The organism is Pseudomonas fluorescens, from assembly GCF_001623525.1.
GTDB lineage: Bacteria > Pseudomonadota > Gammaproteobacteria > Pseudomonadales > Pseudomonadaceae > Aquipseudomonas > Aquipseudomonas fluorescens_Q.
In genome coordinates this window covers 2,151,936-2,172,670 of the sequence record NZ_CP015225.1, presented here as the reverse complement: position 1 = coordinate 2,172,670, position 20,735 = coordinate 2,151,936, and the positions used below count along the sequence as shown (strand labels likewise).

Below are 20,735 nucleotides of genomic sequence, written 5' to 3'. Positions count from 1 at the left end.
ATATGAGTATCCACAGTATCGCCGTGATCGGCGCCGGCACCATGGGCCGCGGAATCGTTCAGTTATTCGCCCAAGCCGGCCATTCGGTGCGTTGTTATGACGCTGTCGAGGGCGCCGCGCAGAGCGCCATCGAGTTTGTCCGTGACCTGATCGACAGGGCTGTTAGCAAAGAACGTTACAGCCGCGAGCAAGGCGACGCGATTATCGCGCGCATGTCCGCCTGCACACACATCGAAGACTTGGCCGGTTGCGACTTGGCTATTGAAGCGGTGGTGGAGGACCTCGGTATCAAGCGTGAGTTGTTCCGTGCCCTGGAAGCGGTGCTGGGTGATACGGCGATTCTGGCCAGCAATACGTCTTCGCTAATGATCGCTGATATCGCTGCCGGTTGCCGCCGTCCCGAACGCGTGGCCGGACTGCACTTTTTCAACCCGGTACCCTTGATGAAGGTTGCCGAAGTCATCGCCGCTGTGCGTACTGCGCCCGCCACTGTCGCTGCCTTGCAGTCAGTGGTAGTGGGGGCGGGTCACCGCGCGGTGGTGGCCGAAGACCAGCCGGGATTTCTGGTTAACCATGCCGGCCGCGGGCTATACACCGAAGGCTTGCGCATCCTCGAGGAGCAGGTGGCCTCGGTGCAGGACATCGACACATTGATGCGCGAAGCCGGTGGCTTTCGCATGGGCCCATTTGAGCTGCTCGACCTTACCGGGCTGGATGTGTCCGGCAAGGTGATGGAGTCCATCTACCAGCAGTTTTACCAAGAGCCGCGTTTTCGCCCATCGCCTCTGGTCGCGCCGCGCCTGGGTGCTGGCCTCTATGGACGCAAGACGGGTGAAGGCTGGTATCGCTACTGCGACAACCTCAAAAAACAGGTGGCACCTGCTCGGCCTGTTCCTGCGCTCAACCACGAGTTGTTGGTCTGGGTGGACCCGGCTGCCGACGACTACGAACGCCTGCAAGGTCTGGTGTTGGAGGTCGGCATGATGCTGCACCATCTACCTGATGAGGCGGATATATCGCTGGTGCAGTTCTGGGGCGATGACGTTTCGCGTTACTGCGCCGTGCACGGTCTCGACCCCACCCGAACGGTGGCCGTGGACCCGCTGCCTGGCCTGGAGAACCACCGTACCCTGATGCTCAGCAGCGTCACCCGTCCAGAGGTGCGCGATGCCGCCTGGGCGATGCTGGCCGCACAAGACACACCAGTGACGGTGATCAACGACAGCTGCGGGTTCGTTGTCCAGCGAGTGTTGGCGACTATCGTCAATATCGCTGCCGATATTGTTCAACGGGGTATCGCCAGTGTCGCTGACATCGAAGATGCGGTGCGCCTTGGTCTGGGTTACCCGCAAGGACCGCTAAGCCTTGGCGATGCCATTGGTGGCAAGCGGGTGATGGACATTCTTACCCGCATGCATGAGCTCAGCGGTGACCCGCGTTACCGCCCCAGCCCCTGGTTGGCCCGGCGCGCGGCATTGGGGCTCTCGTTACTCACCGCAGAGACAGCGCGCGATGACTGAAATTGATATCGACTACTTGCGTGGCTGGGTAGGCCGCGAGCGTGTGCGTGAAGAACTGTTGGCGCCGTTCGCCGTCCAGGCGCTGAGCGCTACGCTGGATCGCGAACAGGTGCCTATGCAAGGCGAGACGCTGCCACCTACCTGGCAATGGCTGTACTTCAATGACTGCGCCGAGCGTACCAACCTGGGGGCTGACGGCCATGGCAGAACCGGAGGCTTCCTGCCACCGGTGCCCTTGCCTCGACGTATGTGGGCGTCGGGTGAGTTCATGTGTGAGCGGCCATTGCGCATCGGCGAACTGGCCGAACAGCGCTCGGTGGTCACTTCTGTTGAGCTGAAGGAGGGAAAAACCGGGGCCCTGGTGTTTGTCAGCCTGGAACATCAGATCAGCCAGCAGGGACGACGCTGTCTCGTGGAGAAACAACACTTGGTCTACCGGGAAATGGCCAACGGCCCCAGCCCCTCGCTGCCCGGCGAGCCCGCGCCAGATGAAGCGGATGTTAAGCAGCCATTTCAACCTGACCCGGTACTGCTCTTTCGCTACAGCGCGCTGACCTTCAACGGTCACCGCATTCACTACGATCGCGACTACGCCACGCGGCAGGAGCATTATCCGGCGCTGGTGGTGCATGGCCCATTGTTGGCGACCTTACTGGCCGAGCAGGTGACGATACAAATGCCCGAGGTACGGGTAAACAGTTTTGGTTTTCGTGCTGTGCGCCCGGTGTTCGACACTGACCACTTATTGCTGTGCAGCAAACGCAGTGGCGATCGTGTTGATCTGTGGACGCAGAACCAGGATGGCTTTGTCACCATGATCGCCACAGCCGACGTGGAGGTGCCGCAATGAATCGTGCATTCCCAATGTGGCGCTCGCTGCTGTTTGTTCCCGCACATATCGGCAAGTTCACTGAAAAAGCCCATGAACGAAACGCTGATGCCTGCATCCTAGACCTTGAAGACAGCGTTGCTCCCGGGCAAAAGACACAAGCTCGCGACGCTGCCAGCAGCGCCGCACAGAACATCTCCAACCGTGGCCTGGATGTATTGGTGCGTATCAATACGCTCGATAGCGGCGGGCTGTTGGATTTGCAGGCAATTGTCAGCCCCGCCGTTTGCGCCGTGGTGCTGCCCAAAGTGGCCTCTGCCGAGGTGGTGCGCCACGTGGCCTTGCAACTGGACCGTTTGGAAACCGAGCGGGGTATGGACGCGGGACAAACGCTGATCCTCGCGCAGATCGAAGACGTAGCGGCGTTGCCCTTACTGGATGAAATTGCCACGGCCTCGCCACGGCTGATGGGCATGAGCCTGGGCCCGGAAGATTTTTCCGTGTCCGCGGGAATGGAACCTGTACCGGAAACGTTACTGTGGCCCAACCAGCAAGTGGCCTTTGCCTGCCGCCGCGCAGGAATTCTGCCCTTTGGTTTTCCAGGCTCGATTGCCGATTTCAGTGACATCCCACGTTTTCGTCAGGCCCTCGTACTGGGGCGGCAGCTGGGAATGATCGGCGCCTTCTGCATTCACCCTGAACAAGTGGCTGTGCTTAACGAGGTGTTTTCTCCTGGCGATGCCGAGGTTGAATACTCCGTCGCTCTGCTGGCTGAGTATGCCTGTGCCGAAGCCGAGGGGCGAGGCGCCTTCGCCTTCCGCGGCAAGATGATCGATGCGCCGATCGTCGCCCGTGCCCGAGAGCTGCTGACCCGCCACATGTCTGCCATTCACTGCCAACGACTGCCAGCTAAATAATGTTTGGAGTTCGACCTATGCTGCCAATTACCGCTACCAACGATTTGCTGGGCCTGCTGTTACAGTTGCGCGGCGTACTGGAGCAGGCCACCAGTGCCTTGGCTTCACGCTGCACCAAGGGCCAGCAACTGGATGCTGACCTGCTGGACCTGATGCAAGTACCGACTTTCGAACTCGCTTGGGCCAGTGCCGAATTGTTGGCCGCCGAGCGTTCATTGCAGGCCATTGATGCCGGTACTAGCGCGGTGGATCGACGCCTGATTTTGGTGTTTGCTGTGGAGGCCATCACCTTGGTGCACGGTCGTTTGGAGGCTATTTGTGTCGAGCTGGATCTGGCCGATGGTGCCCTGCATGCCATCGCTGCCGACCCGAAACTGCGTGCATTACGTCGTAGTGTTTTATCCAGTGTTGCCCTGCATGACAGTGCGCGGTTAATGGTCGAACGCCCGGAGCAGATCGGTCAGGTAGCGATGGGGGATGAACTGTCGATGATTCAGGACCAGTTCCGCCGCTTCGCTGCCGATACCGTGGCACCACTTGCCGAACACATTCATCGCGAGGACCTCATTATCCCCGACAGTTTGCTGGCGGCGTTGCGCGATATGGGCGTCTTCGGGCTGTCGATACCTGAGCGGTACGGCGGCAGCGCGCCAGACGATCAAGAAGATCCGTTAACCATGATTGTGGTCACCGAAGCCCTGTCGCAGGCGTCCCTGGCCGCAGCGGGTAGCCTGATCACTCGCCCGGAAATTCTCTCACGGGCGTTGCTCAGCGGCGGTACCGAGGCGCAGAAGCAGCACTGGCTGCCGCGCTTGGCGGTGGGGGCGCCGTTGTGCGCGATTGCCATTACCGAACCTGACTATGGTTCCGACGTGGCGAGCCTGACCTTGCGCGGTACACCTTGTGAGGGCGGTTGGCGCCTGAATGGAGCTAAAACCTGGTGCACCTTTGCCGGTAAGGCAGAGGTGCTAATGGTGGTCACCCGTACTAATCCGGACAAAAGTCTGGGTCATCGCGGCCTGAGTTTGCTGCTGGCGGAGAAGCCCAGCTACGACGGCCACGACTTTGATTTCCGCCAGCCTGGGGGAGGGCGCCTTACCGGGCGGGCAATCCCCACCATCGGCTACCGCGGCATGCACTCGTTTGATCTGTCGTTCGAGGATTTTTTTGTTCCCGACGGCAATGTGATCGGCGAAGCCCAAGGCCTGGGCAAAGGCTTTTACCACACCATGGCGGGAATGACTGGTGGGCGCATGCAGACCGCCGGACGGGCCAGCGGTGTGATGCGCGCGGCACTGTTGGCAGGGCTGCGATATGCTACGGAGCGCAAGGTATTCGGTGCCCCGCTGTTGGACTATCCACTGACTGGCGCCAAGCTGGCAAAAATGGCTGCACGTTATGTTGCTAGCCGCTACCTCACCTATTCGGTGGGCTGCATGCTGGCTCAGGGTGCGGGCCGTATGGAGGCCAGCCTGGTGAAATTGTTCGCCTGCCGTAGCGCAGAATTGGTGACACGCGAATCTCTGCAGATTCACGGCGGCATGGGCTATGCCGAGGAAGTGGCGGTGAGCCGCTACTTTGTTGACGCACGGGTGCTGTCAATTTTTGAGGGCGCCGAAGAAACCCTGGCGTTGAAAGTCATTGGCCGCAGCCTGCTGGAAGCCGCACTGAAAGCCGAGGTCGCCTGATGAGCGAGGCAATTCTCAAGGGCATGCGCGTAATTGAGGTATCGGCCTTTGTCGCCGCTCCGCTAGGTGGCATGACCCTGGCGCAGATGGGGGCCGATGTGATCCGCGTCGACGGTCTCGACGGCGGCCTGGACTATCGCCGCTGGCCGGTCACCGACGACAACACCAGCTTGTTCTGGGCCGGGCTCAATAAAGGCAAACGTTCGGTGGCCATTGATATCAACAAGCCCCAGGGCCGTGAACTGGCCCAGGCGCTGATCACCGCGCCGGGCTTAGACGCCGGCATGCTGCTGACCAATTTTCCACCCCGAGGCTGGTTAGACTATGACACCCTGCGTGCCCAGCGTGCGGACCTGATTCAGTTGACCATTCAGGGCGATCGCCATGGCGGCTCGGCGGTTGATTACACGATTAATCCGCGCATTGGTTTGCCCTATCTCACCGGCCCGCAGGACGTCGATGGCGCGGTCAACCATGTGCTGCCAGCCTGGGATCTGATCACTGGGCAAATGGCGGCCGTTGGGTTACTTGCCGCTGAGCGTCAGCGCAGCCGGCAGGGCATTGGTCAGCAGGTGAAGCTGGCACTGGAAGATGTGGCGTTGGCAGTGATGGGGCATTTGGGCTTTCTTGCCGAAGCCCAGCGCGGCGTACAACGGCAACGCCACGGCAATGACTTGTTCGGCGCCTTTGGCCGCGACTTCGTGACCCGTGACGGGCAGCGCATTATGGTGGTTGGTCTGACCCTCAAACAGTGGCGCAGCCTCTGCGAGGTCACAGCTATCACCGAACAGGTGGAGGCCTTGGGTCGACACCTACAGGTCGATCTAAATCGCGAAGGTGAGCGTTTCCACGCCCGTGAGGCCTTGGCCTCATTGGTCAGCCCCTGGGTGGCGGAGCGCACCCTGGAAGAGATAACCGCCCTCTTTGAAGACAGCGGCGTGTGCTGGAGCCACTATCAGAGCATCAGCACCCTGCTTGAAGAAGACCCTTCCTGCTCCGAGCAAAACCCCTTGTTCAAATTGCTGGAGCAGCCCGGTATCGGCCAAATACTCACCCCCGGCATGCCCCTGCGTTTCAACGGCCACTACCGCACGCCGCAGCCGGCACCGCAATTGGGGGCTGATACCGAGGCGGTGTTGATGGACGTGCTGGGGTTGAGCAGTAGCGAATTCGGCGCGTTGCATGACCAGGGATTGGTGCGTATCGCACATCGGTAGGGATGTGCCCGCGTCAACGTCGGGCGAGGATAGCTACAGGAGATCCAAACGGCCATCTTGCTCAAGGTTGTCAGGTCGTGCAGTCGTATGAGAGCCCCGCCAGTCATCGCCTGTCTTATTTCGCGCGCGTCGCATGCAGACGATGCGCCGAATTGCCGTAGGTATGGCGGCTGATCAAGCAATGGCTTGAGGTGACCACCGGGCTTTTGATAGGGATTGTTGATGCCGGCACCGATTGATTCATGTGCTAACGCAACACTGACCCACCTCCAATCGGCACAAATCCAGCACAGACAGTAGTGCTGGTTTCAGGCTGTTTTCCGAGTGATTTATGGCAGCGACAGCTAATTCTGCTGTCACGCAGAGACAAGCCATGCCTCCCGATCCGGGCATACGATCACCTCCAAGCGAGCACACTTAAAAAAACGCTCGGCGTCGTGAACTTACCTTCCTGCCTCCAATAATTAAAATGGTGAAGTATGTCTTCGAAAAGCCGGATCACCTTGACTTACAAGAAGCCGGATGAACAGAAGGTTCGCTCCTTCAAGGTTCAGTTCGGCGCTGTTAATATTTTCCTCGGATTAGCGTTGGCTGTAGTGGATCACAGTGCTTCGGCTGCAACGATTTATAAAGACGACAACACGAAGCTTGACTTCACGGTACAGGCGATCTATGGGGCGTTTCACAGCAGTGAATCCTATAATCAGGGCGGTCCTATCAAGTCTGGTGCCGCCGGTTGGCAAGAAGGGGTACTCAGGGCTGGGTTTAAAGGCCAGACGCTATTACCTGGGTTATATGACAGTTCGCTCTACGGAGAAACCACTTGGGTGGCTAGCGGTACCTGGGATGGTGGCGATGCTGCGGGATACACGGACGGCTCCGAGCGACGGGCATCAATCGATCGGGCTTATATCGGCTGGCGCTCGGGTAATCTGATGCATGACTGGGGAAAAGATTTTGTCGATCTATCTGTGGGCAGCCAGAAAATTCAGATAGGTGATGGATTCATCATCAACGGGGATGGCTTAAGTGTCGGCAACAATATTGCCGACGGTCAATTGGATAGAGGTGGCGCCTATTACCTCACCCCGCGCAATGCTTTTCATAATACGGTGAAGCTGCACCTTGGGGCGCAGGATCTATGGCGTGGCGATTTGATTTGGCTGAAATCGGATAATGAGATCAAAGCCAAACCAGAACTCGGGATTGCTGTACTGGAAAGGGGAGATGAGCATGCTACGTTCGGCCTCACTTACATAAAAGGTTTGGGGGTTGACGAAAGCTTGGCGAACAGTTTCAGCGCCCAGAGAGACGGTCTTGAAGTTGTCAGCCTTCGTGGGCAAGGTGACTTCGGTATCAAAGACCTGTTTTTATCGTTCGAATATGCCCATGAGGACAAGTCACAGGGGCAGGAACATGCCTGGTACGCGGAAGGGGCGTGGACCTTCTCCCAGTTACCATGGACGCCTCGCTTGGGCTATCGCTACAGTCGTTACTCCGAAGACTACGACCCCCTCTTCAGTGGTTACAGTCGTGGTTACGGCACTTGGTTTCAAGGCGAAGTCGCCTCTAACTACTCAGGGCCATTTCAGCGAAATGCTGGCATTCATATGGCGGAACTCCAATTGCATCCGACCGCCAATCTGACCTTGGGCGCATTGGCTTACTCGTTTAGAAGTCTGGACAAAAGACAAGGCGACCTGGACGCCAGTGAAGTGGATGCCTACCTGGATTGGTCGGTGGGAGAGAACTGGGTTATCAGTCCCCTGGTGGGGCTCTATAAACCTAAGAAAAGTGCAGAACAAGGCGGCTCCCAACTGGGGAACGATAATCTTAACGTCTACAGCCAGTTAGTCGTGGCTTTTCACTTCTAAAAAATGACAGAAAAGGTTCTGAAGAAATGAAAAAAAACTTGAACTGGCTCGCCTCTAGTGCCTTGCTCGTCGTGGCCTGTCTTGCCCCCCCGGCCTTCGCAGCCTCAGCGAAGCCCAACATTTTGTTAATTGTTGCCGATGACTTGGGGTATTCAGATCTAGGAGCATTTGGCGGGGAAATTGACACCCCGAATCTGGATGAACTGAGTAAGCACAGTACCTTGCTTCAATCGCTTTACGTTGCCCCCACCTGTTCGCCGACCCGCTCCATGTTGATGTCTGGGACCGACAATCATCTTGCAGGTGTCGGTAATATGGCGGAAATGATGACGCCTCACCTCACACCTGAGCAGATGGGCAAGCCTGGCTACGAGGGTTATCTAAACCAGCGCGTAGCGGCCCTGCCAGAGTTGATGAAGGATGCTGGTTACCAGACCTTCATGGTCGGAAAATGGCACTTGGGTGGCGCTGATGGACTGCGTCCACAGCAGCGTGGGTTCGATAAGTCATATGTCCTTATGGGTGGTGGGGCCGCTCATTTTAAGCAAACGGCACCTATGCAAATAGCGTCAGACGCCCCGGAACCCGTCTACAGGGAGAATGACATCAAGGTAGAGTTGCCAGCGGATTTTTACTCATCGACCAACTTTACGAACAAGTTGATTGAGTACGTCGATGCTGGCCTGGGAGAAAAAAAGCCCTTCTTTGCCTATGCCGCCTACACCGCCGCGCATTTACCTTCCCAGGCTCCCGACGCCTATCTGCAGAAATATCGGGGACGTTATGACCAAGGTTACGAAGTGACCGCGGCACGCAGAATCGAAAAGCTCAAATCTCTTGGCCTGGTCGACGCTAAAGCTACACCAGTTCCGATGCCCAAGGGGGTAAAGCCATGGTCTGCACTCAGTGTCGAAGAGAAAGAATACTCGGCACGGACAATGGAAGCCTACGCAGCAATGGTCGATGCTTTTGACCATGAGATCGGCAGACTTATCAATCACCTCAAGGACAAAGGGCTTTATGACAACACCTTGATCGTGTTCTTGTCCGATAATGGACCAGAAGGTAATGATTGGAGCAAGGATGTTGAAAATGATCAATGGATCCCCAAACACTTTGACGTCTCGTTAAACAATATTGGACGTCCAAACTCTTTCGCTTATGAGGGACCCGCCTGGGGGCAAGTCAGCGCCCAACCATTCAGAATGTTCAAGGCCTATACCAATGAAGGGGGGGTTCGTTCTGCATCGTTCATGCGTCTTCCATTCAATGACAACCCTCAACGCACCGACGCCGTGGTGACTGCCATGGACATCATGCCAACGATACTTGATGTGGCAGGTATCAAACATCCCGGTACGCAATACCAAGGCAAAACCGTTGAGCCGATGAAGGGGGCGAGTGCTTTATCCATGCTCCAAGGTAAAAGCCACGCAGTGCATGATTCCACCTATACCGTCGGCATTGAATTGATGGGGCGTAATGCTATCCGCAAGGGCAACTGGAAAATCGTTTACTCCTTTGATGATGGCAAGGGTACTTGGGCGCTGTACGACCTGGCGACCGACCGCGGTGAGTTGCATGATCTTTCCAGTCAGCACCCAGACAAGTTGAATGAGCTGCTGACTGAGTGGGCGCAGTATGTGCGGCAGAACAATGTCATCAGTACGGGGCGTGATACAACCTACCCACGTCGTGACTATTGATACAGAGGGCCTCCCACGTGAAGATGCCCCATTGATGAGTTATGAAAATGAATGACTACAGGCGTGCTCTGATAGCCGGGGCATTATTGAGCGTGATGGTGACCATTGATGATGTCAGTGCCGAACCTGTTTATTCATCTTTGGGTGACGCATCATCTTGCAAGCAATATTCAGGCTTACCGCCCAAGGATGTACCTATAGAGCAGGTATGGGTGCCGGGGGGCACCTTTACTATGGGTTCCAATACGCACTATCCCGAAGAAGCGCAAGAGCGGAAAGTTGCGGTGGATGGGTTTTGGATTGATCGGCATGAAGTGACGAATGCGCAATTCCGAGCGTTCGTTGAGGCGACGGGATACAAGACACTGGCTGAGCGGGGGTTAGACCCTAAAGTATTTCCCGGTTTGCCCGATCAGATGTACCGTCCTGGATCAACAGTGTTCGAATCCCCTCGCGATCTGCAGGTCATCAACCTTCAGTGGTGGCACTTTATAGAAGGAGCGGATTGGCAACACCCTAGCGGTCCAGGCAGCTCCATCGACAATATGGATAATCATCCCGTCGTACAAATAGCCTTTGAAGATGCTCAGGCTTACGCGAAGTGGATGAACCGTGCATTACCGACCGAAGCTCAATTTGAGTACGCGGCTAAAGGTGCGAGCAGTACAACCTACCCCTGGGGCAAGAGTCTTCATCTGGGCGGGAAGGAGATGACGAATACCTGGACCGGCGTATTTCCCTTTTTGAATACCGCCACTGATGGTTTCATCGCGACAGCGCCTGTTGGCTGTTTTCCTCAGAATGCCTACCATCTTTTTGATATGGTGGGTAATGTTTGGGAGTGGGTAATGGATGACTGGACGCCTTATCACTCCATCGAGGAAGAGCCTCATCCAGAAATTGATCTTGAGGATTCACTCAGCGTCCAAGCGCGAACGCTTCTGCTGGGTACAATCAAAGGGGGATCCTTTCTTTGTTCACCCTCGTACTGCAAACGCTACCGTCCGAGTGCGCGACATGCTCAGGATCGAACCATGGGAACTAACCATATTGGCTTTCGCACGGTGAGCCTTCCTTGAAGACCTGAACGTGATTTGTTGAATGGTTTAGTTGACTTATTTAATGCCAGGGTTCGCAATCTTAGTTGCAGTCAGCTAGGGCCCAATAAACCCGTTAGAGGCGAGGCATTGATCGCAAGCACAGCGTTCGCGGCTGAGTAGGCAATTGGCGTAAATTACCTCGTGTTTTAGCTCCATGCCACGCAACAGCCAAGCGTCAGGATAGGCTCGTTCGCCAAGCGGCGGCGCAGCGGCGTGGCCAACTCCGCGATATCGTGTCCCAAGAAGATGTTCAGCAAACAGGAGGCGCGGCTGCAGTGGCGAGCGCCACCTATCAAGCAGCGCTAGCCGCTCTGGACCTCGCCAAACTCAATCTCGCCCGCTCTACGATCCGCTCGCCGGTCGATGGCTATGTCACTAATTTGAGGCTGCGCCCTGGTGACTATTCGACGGCCGGTTCGGCAACGGTTGCTGTCCTCGACGCGGCGAGTTTCTGGGTTACTGGTTATTTCGAGGAGACGAAGATCCGGCAGATCCGCGTCGGCAAGCCGGCGCGGATCATGCTGATGGGCTTTGATCTGCCTGTGTCGGGGCATGTCGAAAGCATCGGACGGGGTATCGAGAACAGTAACGATTCGCCTGGTCATCTCGGCCTGCCAAATGTGGCGGCGACATTTAGCTGGGTGCGTCTTGCGCAGCGGATCCCGGTTCGCATCCATATCGATAGGGTGCCAGCAGGCGTTGAATTGGCCGCAGGTATGACAGCGAGTGTTGAGATCATCCCGTCAGCTCTGCATCCAGTGTCGATTCCTTCGCAGGCCTCAAGGCAGCTTGACTGATCCCTGACATCAAGAGAGAAACGTTGTGCGGATTGCGGAAGTTTCTGTACATCTACATCAGCAAGACGCAAATCCAATCCGACCCGCCGCACCTGCGACTAAAATTTTTCGCGCGCTCATGCGTATATGTCCTTACCGTAAAGCTGCATTGAGCATTCGAGATCAGCAGTGCTTGATATAGGTCGCACCGATCAAGGTGAGCGGTGGGGCCGGCCGATAGTGTTTCAGAAACTTCGGCCCGCACCGACTCAGGTGGTGTCGGCTACAGTTCCTTGTGACCACAGGAATGTATCACGACCGCCACGGAATATTGATCATGACGAAACGCCCTCCGTTCCAATCGCTTGGCTGCGCCGAATGCCGCAACCACGAGGCGTTGGGGTTTGATTTCACTATGGCCTTCCAGCCTATTTTCAACGTTCGGACACACGCTGCGTTTGCTTATGAGGCATTGGTCAGAGGCGTCGAGGGCGAATCGGCTGGCCACATCCTGGGGCTCGTGAACGACAGCAACCGCTACCGATTCGACCAGGCCTGCCGGGTGAAAGCCATCGAGGAAGCCGCAAGGCTGGGCCTGCTGGAGATTCCCGATTGCTTGTTGAGCATTAATTTCCTGCCCAACGCCGTATACCGGCCGGAGACATGTATCCGGGCCACCCTGGAAGCGGCGCGCCTGACCCATTTTCCGCCAGAAAGGCTCATGTTCGAAGTGACCGAAGGCGAGAAGGTGGTAGACCCTGAGCACCTCAAATCGATTTTCGTGGAGTACGAGCGTCAAGGTTTCATGACCGCCGTCGACGATTTTGGCGCGGGCTATTCAGGCCTTAACCTGCTGGCCATGTTCCAGCCGCAGGTGCTGAAAGTTGACATGGCACTGACCCGAGGCATCGATCAAGATTCGGTCAAACAAGCGATCGTCGAAGGCATTGTCCTGGTCGCCAGGCGCTTGGATATCCTGGTCATCGCCGAAGGTGTCGAGACGCGTGAAGAAAGCTCGACGCTTCTAGGCATGGGGATCGAGCTGATGCAGGGATACTTGTATGCAAGGCCCGAGGTCGGTCATCTCCCGGCTGGATGCTTTGACTTGGGTTGATGTGTGCAGCGGATCCGGGATGTCCTGGGGCCGCTGGTCATCGACATGCTCTCGACGGGGGCTCCCGTGGTTCTCGATTTTCCTGCCAACACTCCAGTAGATCGTCATTGGCTACGCAGCCTGGCTGACGCTGCGAAAGTCCCTCACCGTGTTCACTACGTCGAGGTGGACGATGACACCTGCCGTCGCAGGCTGCACCACAGGAATGCCCGTGGCGAGCATGACTTCGCAGCCACTGATGCTGAATTCGACCTGATCACGAGCTACTTTCGTGCCCCCGACCAGGCGGAAGGGCTGGATGTTGTCATGCACCGAATTTGATCCGTTGAAAGTGTCGGGGCATTAAAGGTGGGTTTGCAGCTCGCGAAATACAGGGCATCGAATCCATAGGTTCGCTACGGCAGGCGTGCTTCACGATGCCATCCAGTTATCCAAGAAATCCGTGAGTATGTCTGTGGATAACCGAGCAGATGCCCGATAGGCAGGGCGTTTTAACGGGCGCTCAAAAAATGTACAGGCAGGTTGGCATCACCCTTCTGCCATAGGCCATTCAATCCTGCTAAACGTGGACTGCGTTGTGAGGCACTCAGTTGGCTGAAATCCTTCCATGGCCGCGCGCGAAGCGGGCACGTTGAGACTATGCTCATTGCCACTGCAGGCAATGTACTGGTTTCACTGGTCACCCACTAAGGAAAGGAGTCTGTATGTGTCTGATTATTCGTGCCTGGTTCTATTATCTGAATGGTCGAATGCGCAGTCTGGTAACGCGTGTCCATCGGCGTATTTCGAACACTCACCAAATCTTCTGGCGCTTCGCCGGCTTCGTGACTGGGCTGGCGCTGGTTGCTGTCAATCCAGCCCACGCTGCCGACGGTGGCATCGCCGGCGGCCCTACCGCGAGCTATAGCATTGCCTTCAGCAACTCCTACGCGGGCAGCGATTTCCGCAAGGTGATGGTGCGCAACTGGCAGGAGATTGCGGTCCAGGCGCAAAAGGATGGCTTGATCCGCGAGGCTCCGGTGGTCAGTGCCAATAACTCGGCCTCGGAACAAGCGGCTCATATCCAGGACATGATCGTCAAGGGTGCCAACGCCATCGTCATCCTGGCCGCGTCCGACACGGCCCTCAACGGCGTGATCCGCGATGCTTGCAACGCCGGCATCGTGGTGGTCGTCATGGCCAGCCTGGTCACCGAACCCTGCGTCTATACCGTGGACTACAACTGGTCCGCCATGGGCCGCGTGGAAATGGACTATATCGCCGGGCGCCTCAAGGGGAACGGAACGCTGCTGGAGATTCGCGGCATTGCCGGCGATGCCACCGATAAAAACATCAGCGACGGCATCCGCAAGGCCGCTAGCGACTATCCGGGCCTGAAGTTCGCCAAGACGGTATACGGGAATTGGACAGCTTCTGTCGCACGTAAGGAGGTGGCGTTGGCGCTGCCGTCGCTGCCCAGCATTGATGCCGTCGCGACTCAGGGGGGCGACGGTTATGGTGCGGCCATGGCCTTCAAGGCGGCGGGACGCCCTTTGCCAATCATCGTGATGGGGAACCGTCAGGACGAACTCGCCCTGTGGAAACAGGAGCGCGATGCCAATGGCTACGAGACCGTCTCTGTCTCCGCTTCCCCGAGCGTCTCCCAGGTGGGTTTTTGGGTCGCCCAGCAGATTCTCGCGGGCAAGCAGGTGCCGAAGTTCGTCGAAGTGCCGCTGGTGCGTATCGATGGGAAAGACCTGGATGCCTGGCTCGCCACCATGCCGGTGGGCGGCGCCGCCAATCCTTCCTATGACCAGGCTTCCGTTGCGGCGATGATCGACGCGGCCATCAGCAATACGGCGCCGCCGACGCCTTTGCCGGAGGTGACGAAGCCGTAGTGGCAGGCGTGGAGCGGGGAGGCGAGGCGCCATGTTGACATTCAAATCCTCCACGGACAGGCCCATTGCCGTCAGGATTGGCCTGGCGGTCGCCGCGCTGGTGTTCCTGATGCTGGTGGTATCGCTCGTGAACCTCTATGGCCTGCGAGGCATGGTCCGTGCGGTGGATTCCGCCAGCCATTCCGCGGAAATTCTGGCCTCGGTCAACGGGGCCACCGGGCGGGTGGAAAACTTCATCGCCACCCGCGACCAGGAAAGCCTGTCCCAGGCCGAAGGTATGGTGGCGACGGCTATCGCCGGCCTCACCGCCATTCCGGTGGCCGAGGCGCAATCGCTCAAGGGCAGTCTGGAACGGCTTGCCGCGGCAATCGCCGCCTTGCGCGCGGCGACCCTGACCATGGATGGCGAAACGGAGAACATGACAGCCCACTACGGGCGGATGCGAGAGGCGACGATCCTCGTCGAACAGGGCATCGCTGATGGGATGAAGGGGCTTGAGTCCCGCACCGCTGAGCACGAGGCGCGGGTGAGCAACATCGAAAGCGCCCATCGCATCCTGGATATCCTGCGCAACGGCGAACGAATCATCACCGCCAACGTGGCCAGGATGCTGGTGACCGGTGACGGGACGGCTGCCACTGCGGCACGGAACGCCAGCGCGGCACTTCGGCCCGTGGTCGAACAATTGCGCGAGTTGATGGGGGCACCGCAGGAGAGAGAGGCCCTGGACCAGTTGGCCACGGCGCTCGACGCTGCCGGCGTGGCGGTCGAGCATCTTGGCGAAGCACCCAAGCTCCGGGGAGGCGAGGCTTTGCGGTATCTCGCCGCCGTCGGGGATACGGTCGAGCGCCTCGAGGCAATGTTGGGGGAAGTGGAAGGGCACGTTGTCCATGACGCCAGCGACATTCAGGCAGCAACCGGTTTACTGCGAAATGCCGCCGCGTTGTCCAAGCGTTTCGCCGAGCGTGTCGCGACCCTGGAGGCGCAGACCTTGTCGTTTCGCCTGTCACCGTCGGCGGAGGTCGCCGGCTCGGTCGGTGAGATCCTGGCCGAACTCTCCCGTCTCGCGCGCGTTCTCCCTTCGTCCGGGGGACCGCAAGCCAAGGCTACGCCCCTGACGGTCAGCGATCAGATCGCCGGCTACCGGGCGGCATTCGCCCGGTTCCGTCAGGCGAGCGACGCCTTGAGCGACGCGCGCGACCAGGTTCGCAACGAGGCACGAAGCGCCGGCCTGTTGGTGGCGCGTTTCGCAGGCCAGGCGCGCTCCGATGCCTTGGTTCACAATGATCGCGGCATGCTTGCGACGATCGTTGCGGGTACCGTCGCCATCCTGCTGGCCGGCGCCATCGCCTGGAGCACATCGCGATTTGTCGCGCAGCCCATCGTGGCCCTGGCCTCGGTCATGCGCCGGCTTGCGGCTGGCGACCTGAATGCCGAGATCGCCAGCGCCGAACGCGGTGACGAGATTGGCATCATGACCCGCGCCGTACGGGTGTTCCAGGAGAATGCCCTGCGCATCCGGGTGTTGGAGGCCGAGGCCGAAGCCGAACGACAGCAAGTCCAGGCCTCTTTGGAGAGAATGGTCGCTGAACGGACCGACGCGCTGCACCACCAGACCGAGGTGCTGGAGGCGCAGGCCATCGAACTCATTCAGGCGCGCAACCAGGCCGAGACGGCTAACCAGGCAAAGAGCGATTTCGTGGCCACGGTCAGCCACGAACTGCGCACCCCCCTGACCCTCATTCTCGCTCCGTTGGAGCAACTCAGGGCGGCGACCACCCCGCCGGCGGACTGGCATGTGCAAGTCGACCGCGCCCAACGCAACGCGCTGCGCTTGATGAACCGAGTGAACGACATCCTCGATTTCTCCAAGGCAGAAGCGGGCAAGTTCGAGTTGTGTCCGATGCCCGTTGACTTGAACAAGACGGTGGGTGTGCTGGCCGAGGATGCCGCCATGGTGGCTGAGGGCAAAGGCTGCACCTTGACCTGCAGCATCGATCCCGCGCTCGGCACGGTGTTCCTGGACCCCCGGCACTTCGAGAAGATTCTCCTCAACCTGGTGAGCAATGCCATCAAGTTCACGCCCGCTGGCGGCACCGTGCACGTGGCAGTGGCCGCGATTGATGGCGAGCGATTCGAGCTCGCGGTGCAAGACTCGGGGATTGGCATTGCGCCTGACAAACTGCCGTTGCTGTTCCAGCGTTTTTCCCAGATCGACAATTCCGCCACGCGCCATTACAGCGGCACCGGCATCGGTCTCGCCCTGGTCAAGGATCTGGTCAAATTGATGGGGGGCGAAGTCGGCGTCAATAGCGAGCCCGGACGGGGTTCGTGCTTCTTTGTTCGACTTCCGCTGGGGGCCGAGCAAGACACTGTACCGGGCGAAACCAGCCATATGCACGAGCGATCGTCACTGAGCACAGCAAGCACAACCGAGCAGCGCCATCTGCGTTTCGACGACGGCCGCCATGGCAGTCGCAATGACCGGGCGCCGATGGAAGACGCGGTCGAGCAGCACTCGGAACACGCCTTGCGATCCAAAGTGCTCGTGGTAGACGACAGCCCGGAAATGCTTAGCTATCTGCGCGAGCTGTTGCGCGATGACTACAGCGTCGCCACCGCAACTGATGGAGAGCAGGCCTGGGCACTCCTGCAGCGTCGGCCCATCGATGTCGTCGTCTCGGATGTGATGATGCCAAAGCTCGACGGCTTTGGCTTGACGGCCAGAATCAAGGCCAGCGCCGGTTTCGCCCATTTGCCCGTGATCCTGGTGACCGCTCGCGGCGGTAGCGAGGCTTGCGTCTCCGGGCTGGAGAGTGGCGCCGATGACTATATCGCCAAACCCTTCTCGCCGCTGGAGCTCAAGGCTCGCGTACGCGCGGCGCTACGAATGGGCCAGGTGCAAACCGAACTGAATGCTAAATCTCGTCAGGCGGGCATGGCCGAAATCGCCACGACTGTGCTGCACAACGTCGGCAACGTCCTCAACAGCGTGAACGTATCGGCAGAACTGGTCAGCAGCCAGATGCGCACCTCCAAAGCCCAGGGGCTGGGCAAGGTGGCTCAACTGCTGAGCGAACACGTCCATGACCTGAACGATTTTCTCACCAGGGACCACAAAGGAAAGATGCTGCCCGACTACCTGCTCAGGTTGGCGAAAGTGGTGACGGAGGAGCAACAGGGCATCATCGAAGAACTTGGGCAACTCACCAAGGGCATTGACCACATCAAAACCATTGTCGCAGCCCAGCAGTCCTATGCCGTCGCCGTCAGTATTGTCGAGACAGTGCCGGTCGCAGAGTTAATCGACGATGCCTTGCGCATGAGTGCTGGATTACTGGCGCGCCAGGAGGTGACGATGGTCAAGAACATTGCCGACTTGCCCCTGCTGGCGCTGGATCGGCACCGGGTGCTGCTGATCCTGGTGAACCTGATCGGCAACGCCAAGCAGGCGTTGGACGGCGTGATCGATCGCAGCCCATGCGTCACGTTCAGCGTGTCCCTCGTTGACGGGGCAGTATTGCGTATCACGGTGGCCGACAACGGCAATGGGATTGCGCCTGAGCACCTGAAGCGTATTTTTACCCATGGCTTCACGACGCGCAAAGACGGTCACGGTTTTGGCCTGCACAGCTGCGCGCTGGCCGCGCAGGAAATGGGTGGCAGCTTGACCGTGCACAGCGACGGGGTTGGACAGGGCGCAACCTTTACCCTCGATATTCCTCTTGATGCTTCGCTGAGTAAGCCATGAATACCTGCCCGGCCTGACTGGCGCCTCAAAGGGGAATGTGGGTGGTCGACAAGACCTGGCGCAACCCCATGAACGAGCGAATCTGGCGAACCCCGGGCAGGTAAAGCAGTTGCTCCGCGTGGAGCCGATTGAAGCTGTTGCTGTCCTTGGTTCGTATCAACATGAAGTAGTCGAACTCCCCCGTCACCACATGGCATTCCATGCAGCCGGACACTTTTTGTGCGGCCGCCTCGAATGCGGCGAAGGATTCCGGTGTGGAGCGGTCCAGCACCACGCCGATCAAGACCACCATCCCCGCATCCAGCGCTTCATTGTCCAGCAGTGCGACGATGTGCTTGATCAGGCCGGCCTGCTTGAGCCGTTCGACGCGTCGCAGGCAGGCTGGCGCGCTCAGTTTGACCTTCTCTGCCAGCGCCACATTGGAGATGGAGGCATCTCGCTGCAGGGCCTTGAGAATGGCGCGGTCGGTTCGATCCAGCGGTTGCGGCGTCGAGGCTGTTTCGGTCGGCTTCTTGCGAGTATTTATTGCGCTCATATGTATTTCTACGCAGTAAAAGTATGTTTGATGGTTTTTGCTGAAAATTATGTTTCTTTAATCGCTAATAATTTGCAATACATATTTTTCGATTTCTTCTTAGTATTGAACTCATCGAAGCCCCCGTGGAAGAGCCTGGAATGCAGCCCTTTGCTTCTCGGCCTGGCGCTTGGATATTCAATAATCGAGGAGCAGAGTCATGAACCTGAATCGTTTTAAACGTTATCCGTTGACCTTCGGTCCTTCTCCCATCACGCCCTTGAAGCGTCTCAGTGCACACCTGGGTGGCAAGGTCGAGCTGTATGCCAAGCGTGAAGATTGCAACAGTGGCCTGGCCTTCGGCGGGAACAAGACCCGCAAGCTCGAATACCTGATACCCGAAGCGATCGAGCAAGGCTGCGATACGCTGGTCTCTATCGGCGGCATCCAGTCGAACCAGACCCGCCAGGTCGCTGCCGTCGCTGCCCACTTGGGCATGAAGTGCGTGCTGGTGCAGGAAAACTGGGTGAATTATTCCGACGCGGTGTATGACCGGGTGGGCAACATCGAGATGTCGCGCATCATGGGGGCTGACGTACGACTGGACGCGGCAGGTTTCGATATTGGTATCCGGCCAAGTTGGGAAAAGGCCATGAGCGATGTCGTGGAGCAGGGTGGCAAGCCGTTCCCGATCCCGGCGGGTTGTTCCGAGCATCCCTATGGCGGCCTCGGGTTCGTCGGCTTTGCCGAGGAAGTGCGCGAGCAGGAAAAACAACTGGGCTTCACGTTCGACTACATCGTGGTCTGTTCCGTGACTGGCAGTACCCAGGCCGGCATGGTCGTCGGTTTCGCCGCGGACGGCCGCTCGAAGAACGTGATCGGCATCGATGCCTCGGCCAAGCCAGAGAAAACCAAGGCCCAGATTCTGCGTATCGCCCGGCATACCGCAGAACTGGTGGAGTTGGGCCGCGAAATCACCGAAGAGGACGTGGTGCTCGATACGCGGTTCGCCTATCCGGAATACGGTTTGCCTAACGACGGCACGCTGGAAGCGATTCGCCTGTGCGGCAGCCTGGAAGGTGTGCTGACCGATCCGGTGTACGAAGGAAAATCCATGCACGGGATGATTGAAATGGTCCGCCGTGGCGAGTTCCCCGAAGGCTCGAAAGTGCTTTACGCGCACTTGGGCGGGGCACCGGCGCTGAATGCCTACAGCTTCCTGTTCCGCAACGGCTGATTCACGCCAGTGACCTGTAGGCGAGCGCTTGCTCACGAGGCGGTGGGGCAGTCGGCATGCATGTTGAATGTCACGGCCTCATCGTCGGATCGCCGCTCGGAGCAAGCCGCTGCAACCCAACCGCCGGGAGTACCGCCATGCATGGGATATCGCAATCCGCAGTCTGGATCAAGGAACCTTCGGCGGATGCCGGGGTGGTCATCGTGACCAGTGCCGCATTGCCCAAATACATGATCGACAAGCTGCACGTGACGATAGATGACTGGGACCAGGTGGCTTATCTGGCCGTCACGCAATCCGAGGCGTTGTTGGTCGACTGGTTGCGGGTCGGCTCCAGCCCGGAGCCGTCCGCCGGGGGCGACGCGTGTTATGCCAGCCAACTGTTGCGCTGCGTCCCCCACGGCAGCTTTTTACTGGAAGTCGGCACGGTTCCTGGCCTGACCTGGCTGGGATCCGTCTGCGGCCACCCGCTGCGCGTCGTCGAACTGGGAACGATCGCCTCATCCACTGCGGCGATGGATCGACAGGTGGAAGAGGTGCTATCGGCGACCCGGAGTCTGGCCAAAAGCGTGCTGCAGGCGCGCGGCGTCATTTAACCCAGTCCTCGTCAATTCG

General features: G+C 58.5%; 15 protein-coding genes and 3 pseudogenes. 17 read left to right on the top strand and 1 reads right to left on the bottom strand.

Annotated elements, in window-relative coordinates:
• The first annotated feature begins 2 nt into the window (after positions 1-2).
• From TK06_RS09190 to TK06_RS33410, 15 genes and pseudogenes are all read left to right on the top strand, one after another.
• Entirely contained in the window at positions 3-1,520 is a 1,518-nt protein-coding gene (locus TK06_RS09190; RefSeq protein ID WP_063321828.1) for a 3-hydroxyacyl-CoA dehydrogenase, read from the top strand.
• Complete coding sequence (locus TK06_RS09185; RefSeq protein WP_063321827.1) at positions 1,513-2,370, top strand: FAS1-like dehydratase domain-containing protein; 858 nt, start codon at positions 1,513-1,515, stop codon at positions 2,368-2,370. The genes TK06_RS09190 and TK06_RS09185 overlap by 8 nt, the downstream gene beginning before the upstream one ends.
• Entirely contained in the window at positions 2,367-3,266 is a 900-nt protein-coding gene (locus tag TK06_RS09180; protein WP_203417416.1) for an HpcH/HpaI aldolase/citrate lyase family protein, read from the top strand. The genes TK06_RS09185 and TK06_RS09180 overlap by 4 nt, the downstream gene beginning before the upstream one ends.
• 17 nt (positions 3,267-3,283) lie before the next feature.
• Positions 3,284-4,954 carry an acyl-CoA dehydrogenase family protein gene (locus tag TK06_RS09175; RefSeq protein ID WP_063321826.1) on the top strand — a complete coding sequence of 557 codons (1,671 nt, stop codon included), beginning with the start codon at positions 3,284-3,286 and terminating at the stop codon, positions 4,952-4,954.
• Positions 4,954-6,171: a CoA transferase gene (locus TK06_RS09170; protein WP_063321825.1), complete on the top strand. Its 1,218-nt coding sequence runs from the start codon at positions 4,954-4,956 to the stop codon at positions 6,169-6,171. Before TK06_RS09175 ends, TK06_RS09170 begins: the two co-directional genes overlap by 1 nt.
• Positions 6,172-6,650: 479 nt before the next feature.
• Positions 6,651-8,045: an alginate export family protein gene (locus TK06_RS09165; RefSeq protein WP_238992609.1), complete on the top strand. Its 1,395-nt coding sequence runs from the start codon at positions 6,651-6,653 to the stop codon at positions 8,043-8,045.
• Positions 8,046-8,071: 26 nt separating this feature from the next.
• A complete protein-coding gene (locus TK06_RS09160) occupies positions 8,072-9,751 on the top strand; it encodes an arylsulfatase (protein WP_063321824.1) in 1,680 nt (559 codons plus the stop codon).
• 41 nt (positions 9,752-9,792) lie between these two features.
• On the top strand, positions 9,793-10,830 hold the full coding sequence (locus TK06_RS09155; RefSeq protein ID WP_238992608.1) for a formylglycine-generating enzyme family protein: 1,038 nt from the start codon (positions 9,793-9,795) through the stop codon (positions 10,828-10,830).
• Positions 10,831-11,126: 296 nt separating this feature from the next.
• On the top strand, positions 11,127-11,648 hold the full coding sequence (locus TK06_RS09150; protein WP_238992607.1) for an HlyD family efflux transporter periplasmic adaptor subunit: 522 nt from the start codon (positions 11,127-11,129) through the stop codon (positions 11,646-11,648).
• A 316-nt stretch (positions 11,649-11,964) separates the two neighbouring features.
• Positions 11,965-12,741: an EAL domain-containing protein gene (locus TK06_RS09145; protein ID WP_063321823.1), complete on the top strand. Its 777-nt coding sequence runs from the start codon at positions 11,965-11,967 to the stop codon at positions 12,739-12,741.
• A 9-nt stretch (positions 12,742-12,750) separates the two neighbouring features.
• Positions 12,751-13,062 (top strand): annotated as a pseudogene (locus TK06_RS30700) (AAA family ATPase); the annotation flags it as partial.
• 383 nt (positions 13,063-13,445) lie between these two features.
• Entirely contained in the window at positions 13,446-14,618 is a 1,173-nt protein-coding gene (locus tag TK06_RS09135; protein ID WP_063321821.1) for an ABC transporter substrate-binding protein, read from the top strand.
• Positions 14,619-14,649: 31 nt separating this feature from the next.
• Positions 14,650-16,962: pseudogene (locus tag TK06_RS33420) on the top strand (ATP-binding protein); the annotation flags it as partial.
• A gap of 51 nt (positions 16,963-17,013) precedes the next feature.
• Positions 17,014-17,508 (top strand): annotated as a pseudogene (locus TK06_RS33415) (response regulator transcription factor); the annotation flags it as partial.
• Complete coding sequence (locus TK06_RS33410) at positions 17,509-18,369, top strand: sensor histidine kinase (RefSeq protein WP_409077378.1); 861 nt, start codon at positions 17,509-17,511, stop codon at positions 18,367-18,369.
• A gap of 25 nt (positions 18,370-18,394) precedes the next feature.
• On the opposite strand, the gene TK06_RS09125 is transcribed toward TK06_RS33410, so the two are convergent.
• Entirely contained in the window at positions 18,395-18,904 is a 510-nt protein-coding gene (locus tag TK06_RS09125; protein ID WP_063321819.1) for an Lrp/AsnC family transcriptional regulator, read from the bottom strand.
• 199 nt (positions 18,905-19,103) lie between these two features.
• Here TK06_RS09125 and TK06_RS09120 point away from each other — a divergent pair, with 199 nt between their 5' ends.
• Together TK06_RS09120 and TK06_RS09115 are read left to right on the top strand one after the other, a co-directional pair.
• Positions 19,104-20,120 carry a 1-aminocyclopropane-1-carboxylate deaminase gene (locus TK06_RS09120; protein ID WP_063321818.1) on the top strand — a complete coding sequence of 339 codons (1,017 nt, stop codon included), beginning with the start codon at positions 19,104-19,106 and terminating at the stop codon, positions 20,118-20,120.
• Positions 20,121-20,257: 137 nt separating this feature from the next.
• Positions 20,258-20,716 (top strand): hypothetical protein, encoded by a 459-nt coding sequence (locus TK06_RS09115; RefSeq protein ID WP_063321817.1) that lies wholly within the window; start codon positions 20,258-20,260, stop codon positions 20,714-20,716.
• Positions 20,717-20,735 lie beyond the last annotated feature (19 nt).

What these genes read in the sequence shown, in the direction of transcription:
- TK06_RS09135 (WP_063321821.1), top strand. Translation starts at nt 13,446, where the DNA reads ATGTGTCTGATTATTCGTGCCTGGTTCTATTATCTGAATGGTCGAATG.
- TK06_RS09160 (WP_063321824.1), top strand. Translation starts at nt 8,072, where the DNA reads ATGAAAAAAAACTTGAACTGGCTCGCCTCTAGTGCCTTGCTCGTCGTG.
- TK06_RS09155 (WP_238992608.1), top strand. Translation starts at nt 9,793, where the DNA reads ATGAAAATGAATGACTACAGGCGTGCTCTGATAGCCGGGGCATTATTG.
- TK06_RS09185 (WP_063321827.1), top strand. Translation starts at nt 1,513, where the DNA reads ATGACTGAAATTGATATCGACTACTTGCGTGGCTGGGTAGGCCGCGAG.
- TK06_RS09170 (WP_063321825.1), top strand. Translation starts at nt 4,954, where the DNA reads ATGAGCGAGGCAATTCTCAAGGGCATGCGCGTAATTGAGGTATCGGCC.
- TK06_RS09145 (WP_063321823.1), top strand. Translation starts at nt 11,965, where the DNA reads ATGACGAAACGCCCTCCGTTCCAATCGCTTGGCTGCGCCGAATGCCGC.
- TK06_RS09115 (WP_063321817.1), top strand. Translation starts at nt 20,258, where the DNA reads ATGCATGGGATATCGCAATCCGCAGTCTGGATCAAGGAACCTTCGGCG.
- TK06_RS09175 (WP_063321826.1), top strand. Translation starts at nt 3,284, where the DNA reads ATGCTGCCAATTACCGCTACCAACGATTTGCTGGGCCTGCTGTTACAG.
- TK06_RS09165 (WP_238992609.1), top strand. Translation starts at nt 6,651, where the DNA reads ATGTCTTCGAAAAGCCGGATCACCTTGACTTACAAGAAGCCGGATGAA.
- TK06_RS33410 (WP_409077378.1), top strand. Translation starts at nt 17,509, where the DNA reads ATGGGCCAGGTGCAAACCGAACTGAATGCTAAATCTCGTCAGGCGGGC.
- TK06_RS09120 (WP_063321818.1), top strand. Translation starts at nt 19,104, where the DNA reads ATGAACCTGAATCGTTTTAAACGTTATCCGTTGACCTTCGGTCCTTCT.
- TK06_RS09180 (WP_203417416.1), top strand. Translation starts at nt 2,367, where the DNA reads ATGAATCGTGCATTCCCAATGTGGCGCTCGCTGCTGTTTGTTCCCGCA.
- TK06_RS09125 (WP_063321819.1), bottom strand. Translation starts at nt 18,904, where the DNA reads ATGAGCGCAATAAATACTCGCAAGAAGCCGACCGAAACAGCCTCGACG.
- TK06_RS09190 (WP_063321828.1), top strand. Translation starts at nt 3, where the DNA reads ATGAGTATCCACAGTATCGCCGTGATCGGCGCCGGCACCATGGGCCGC.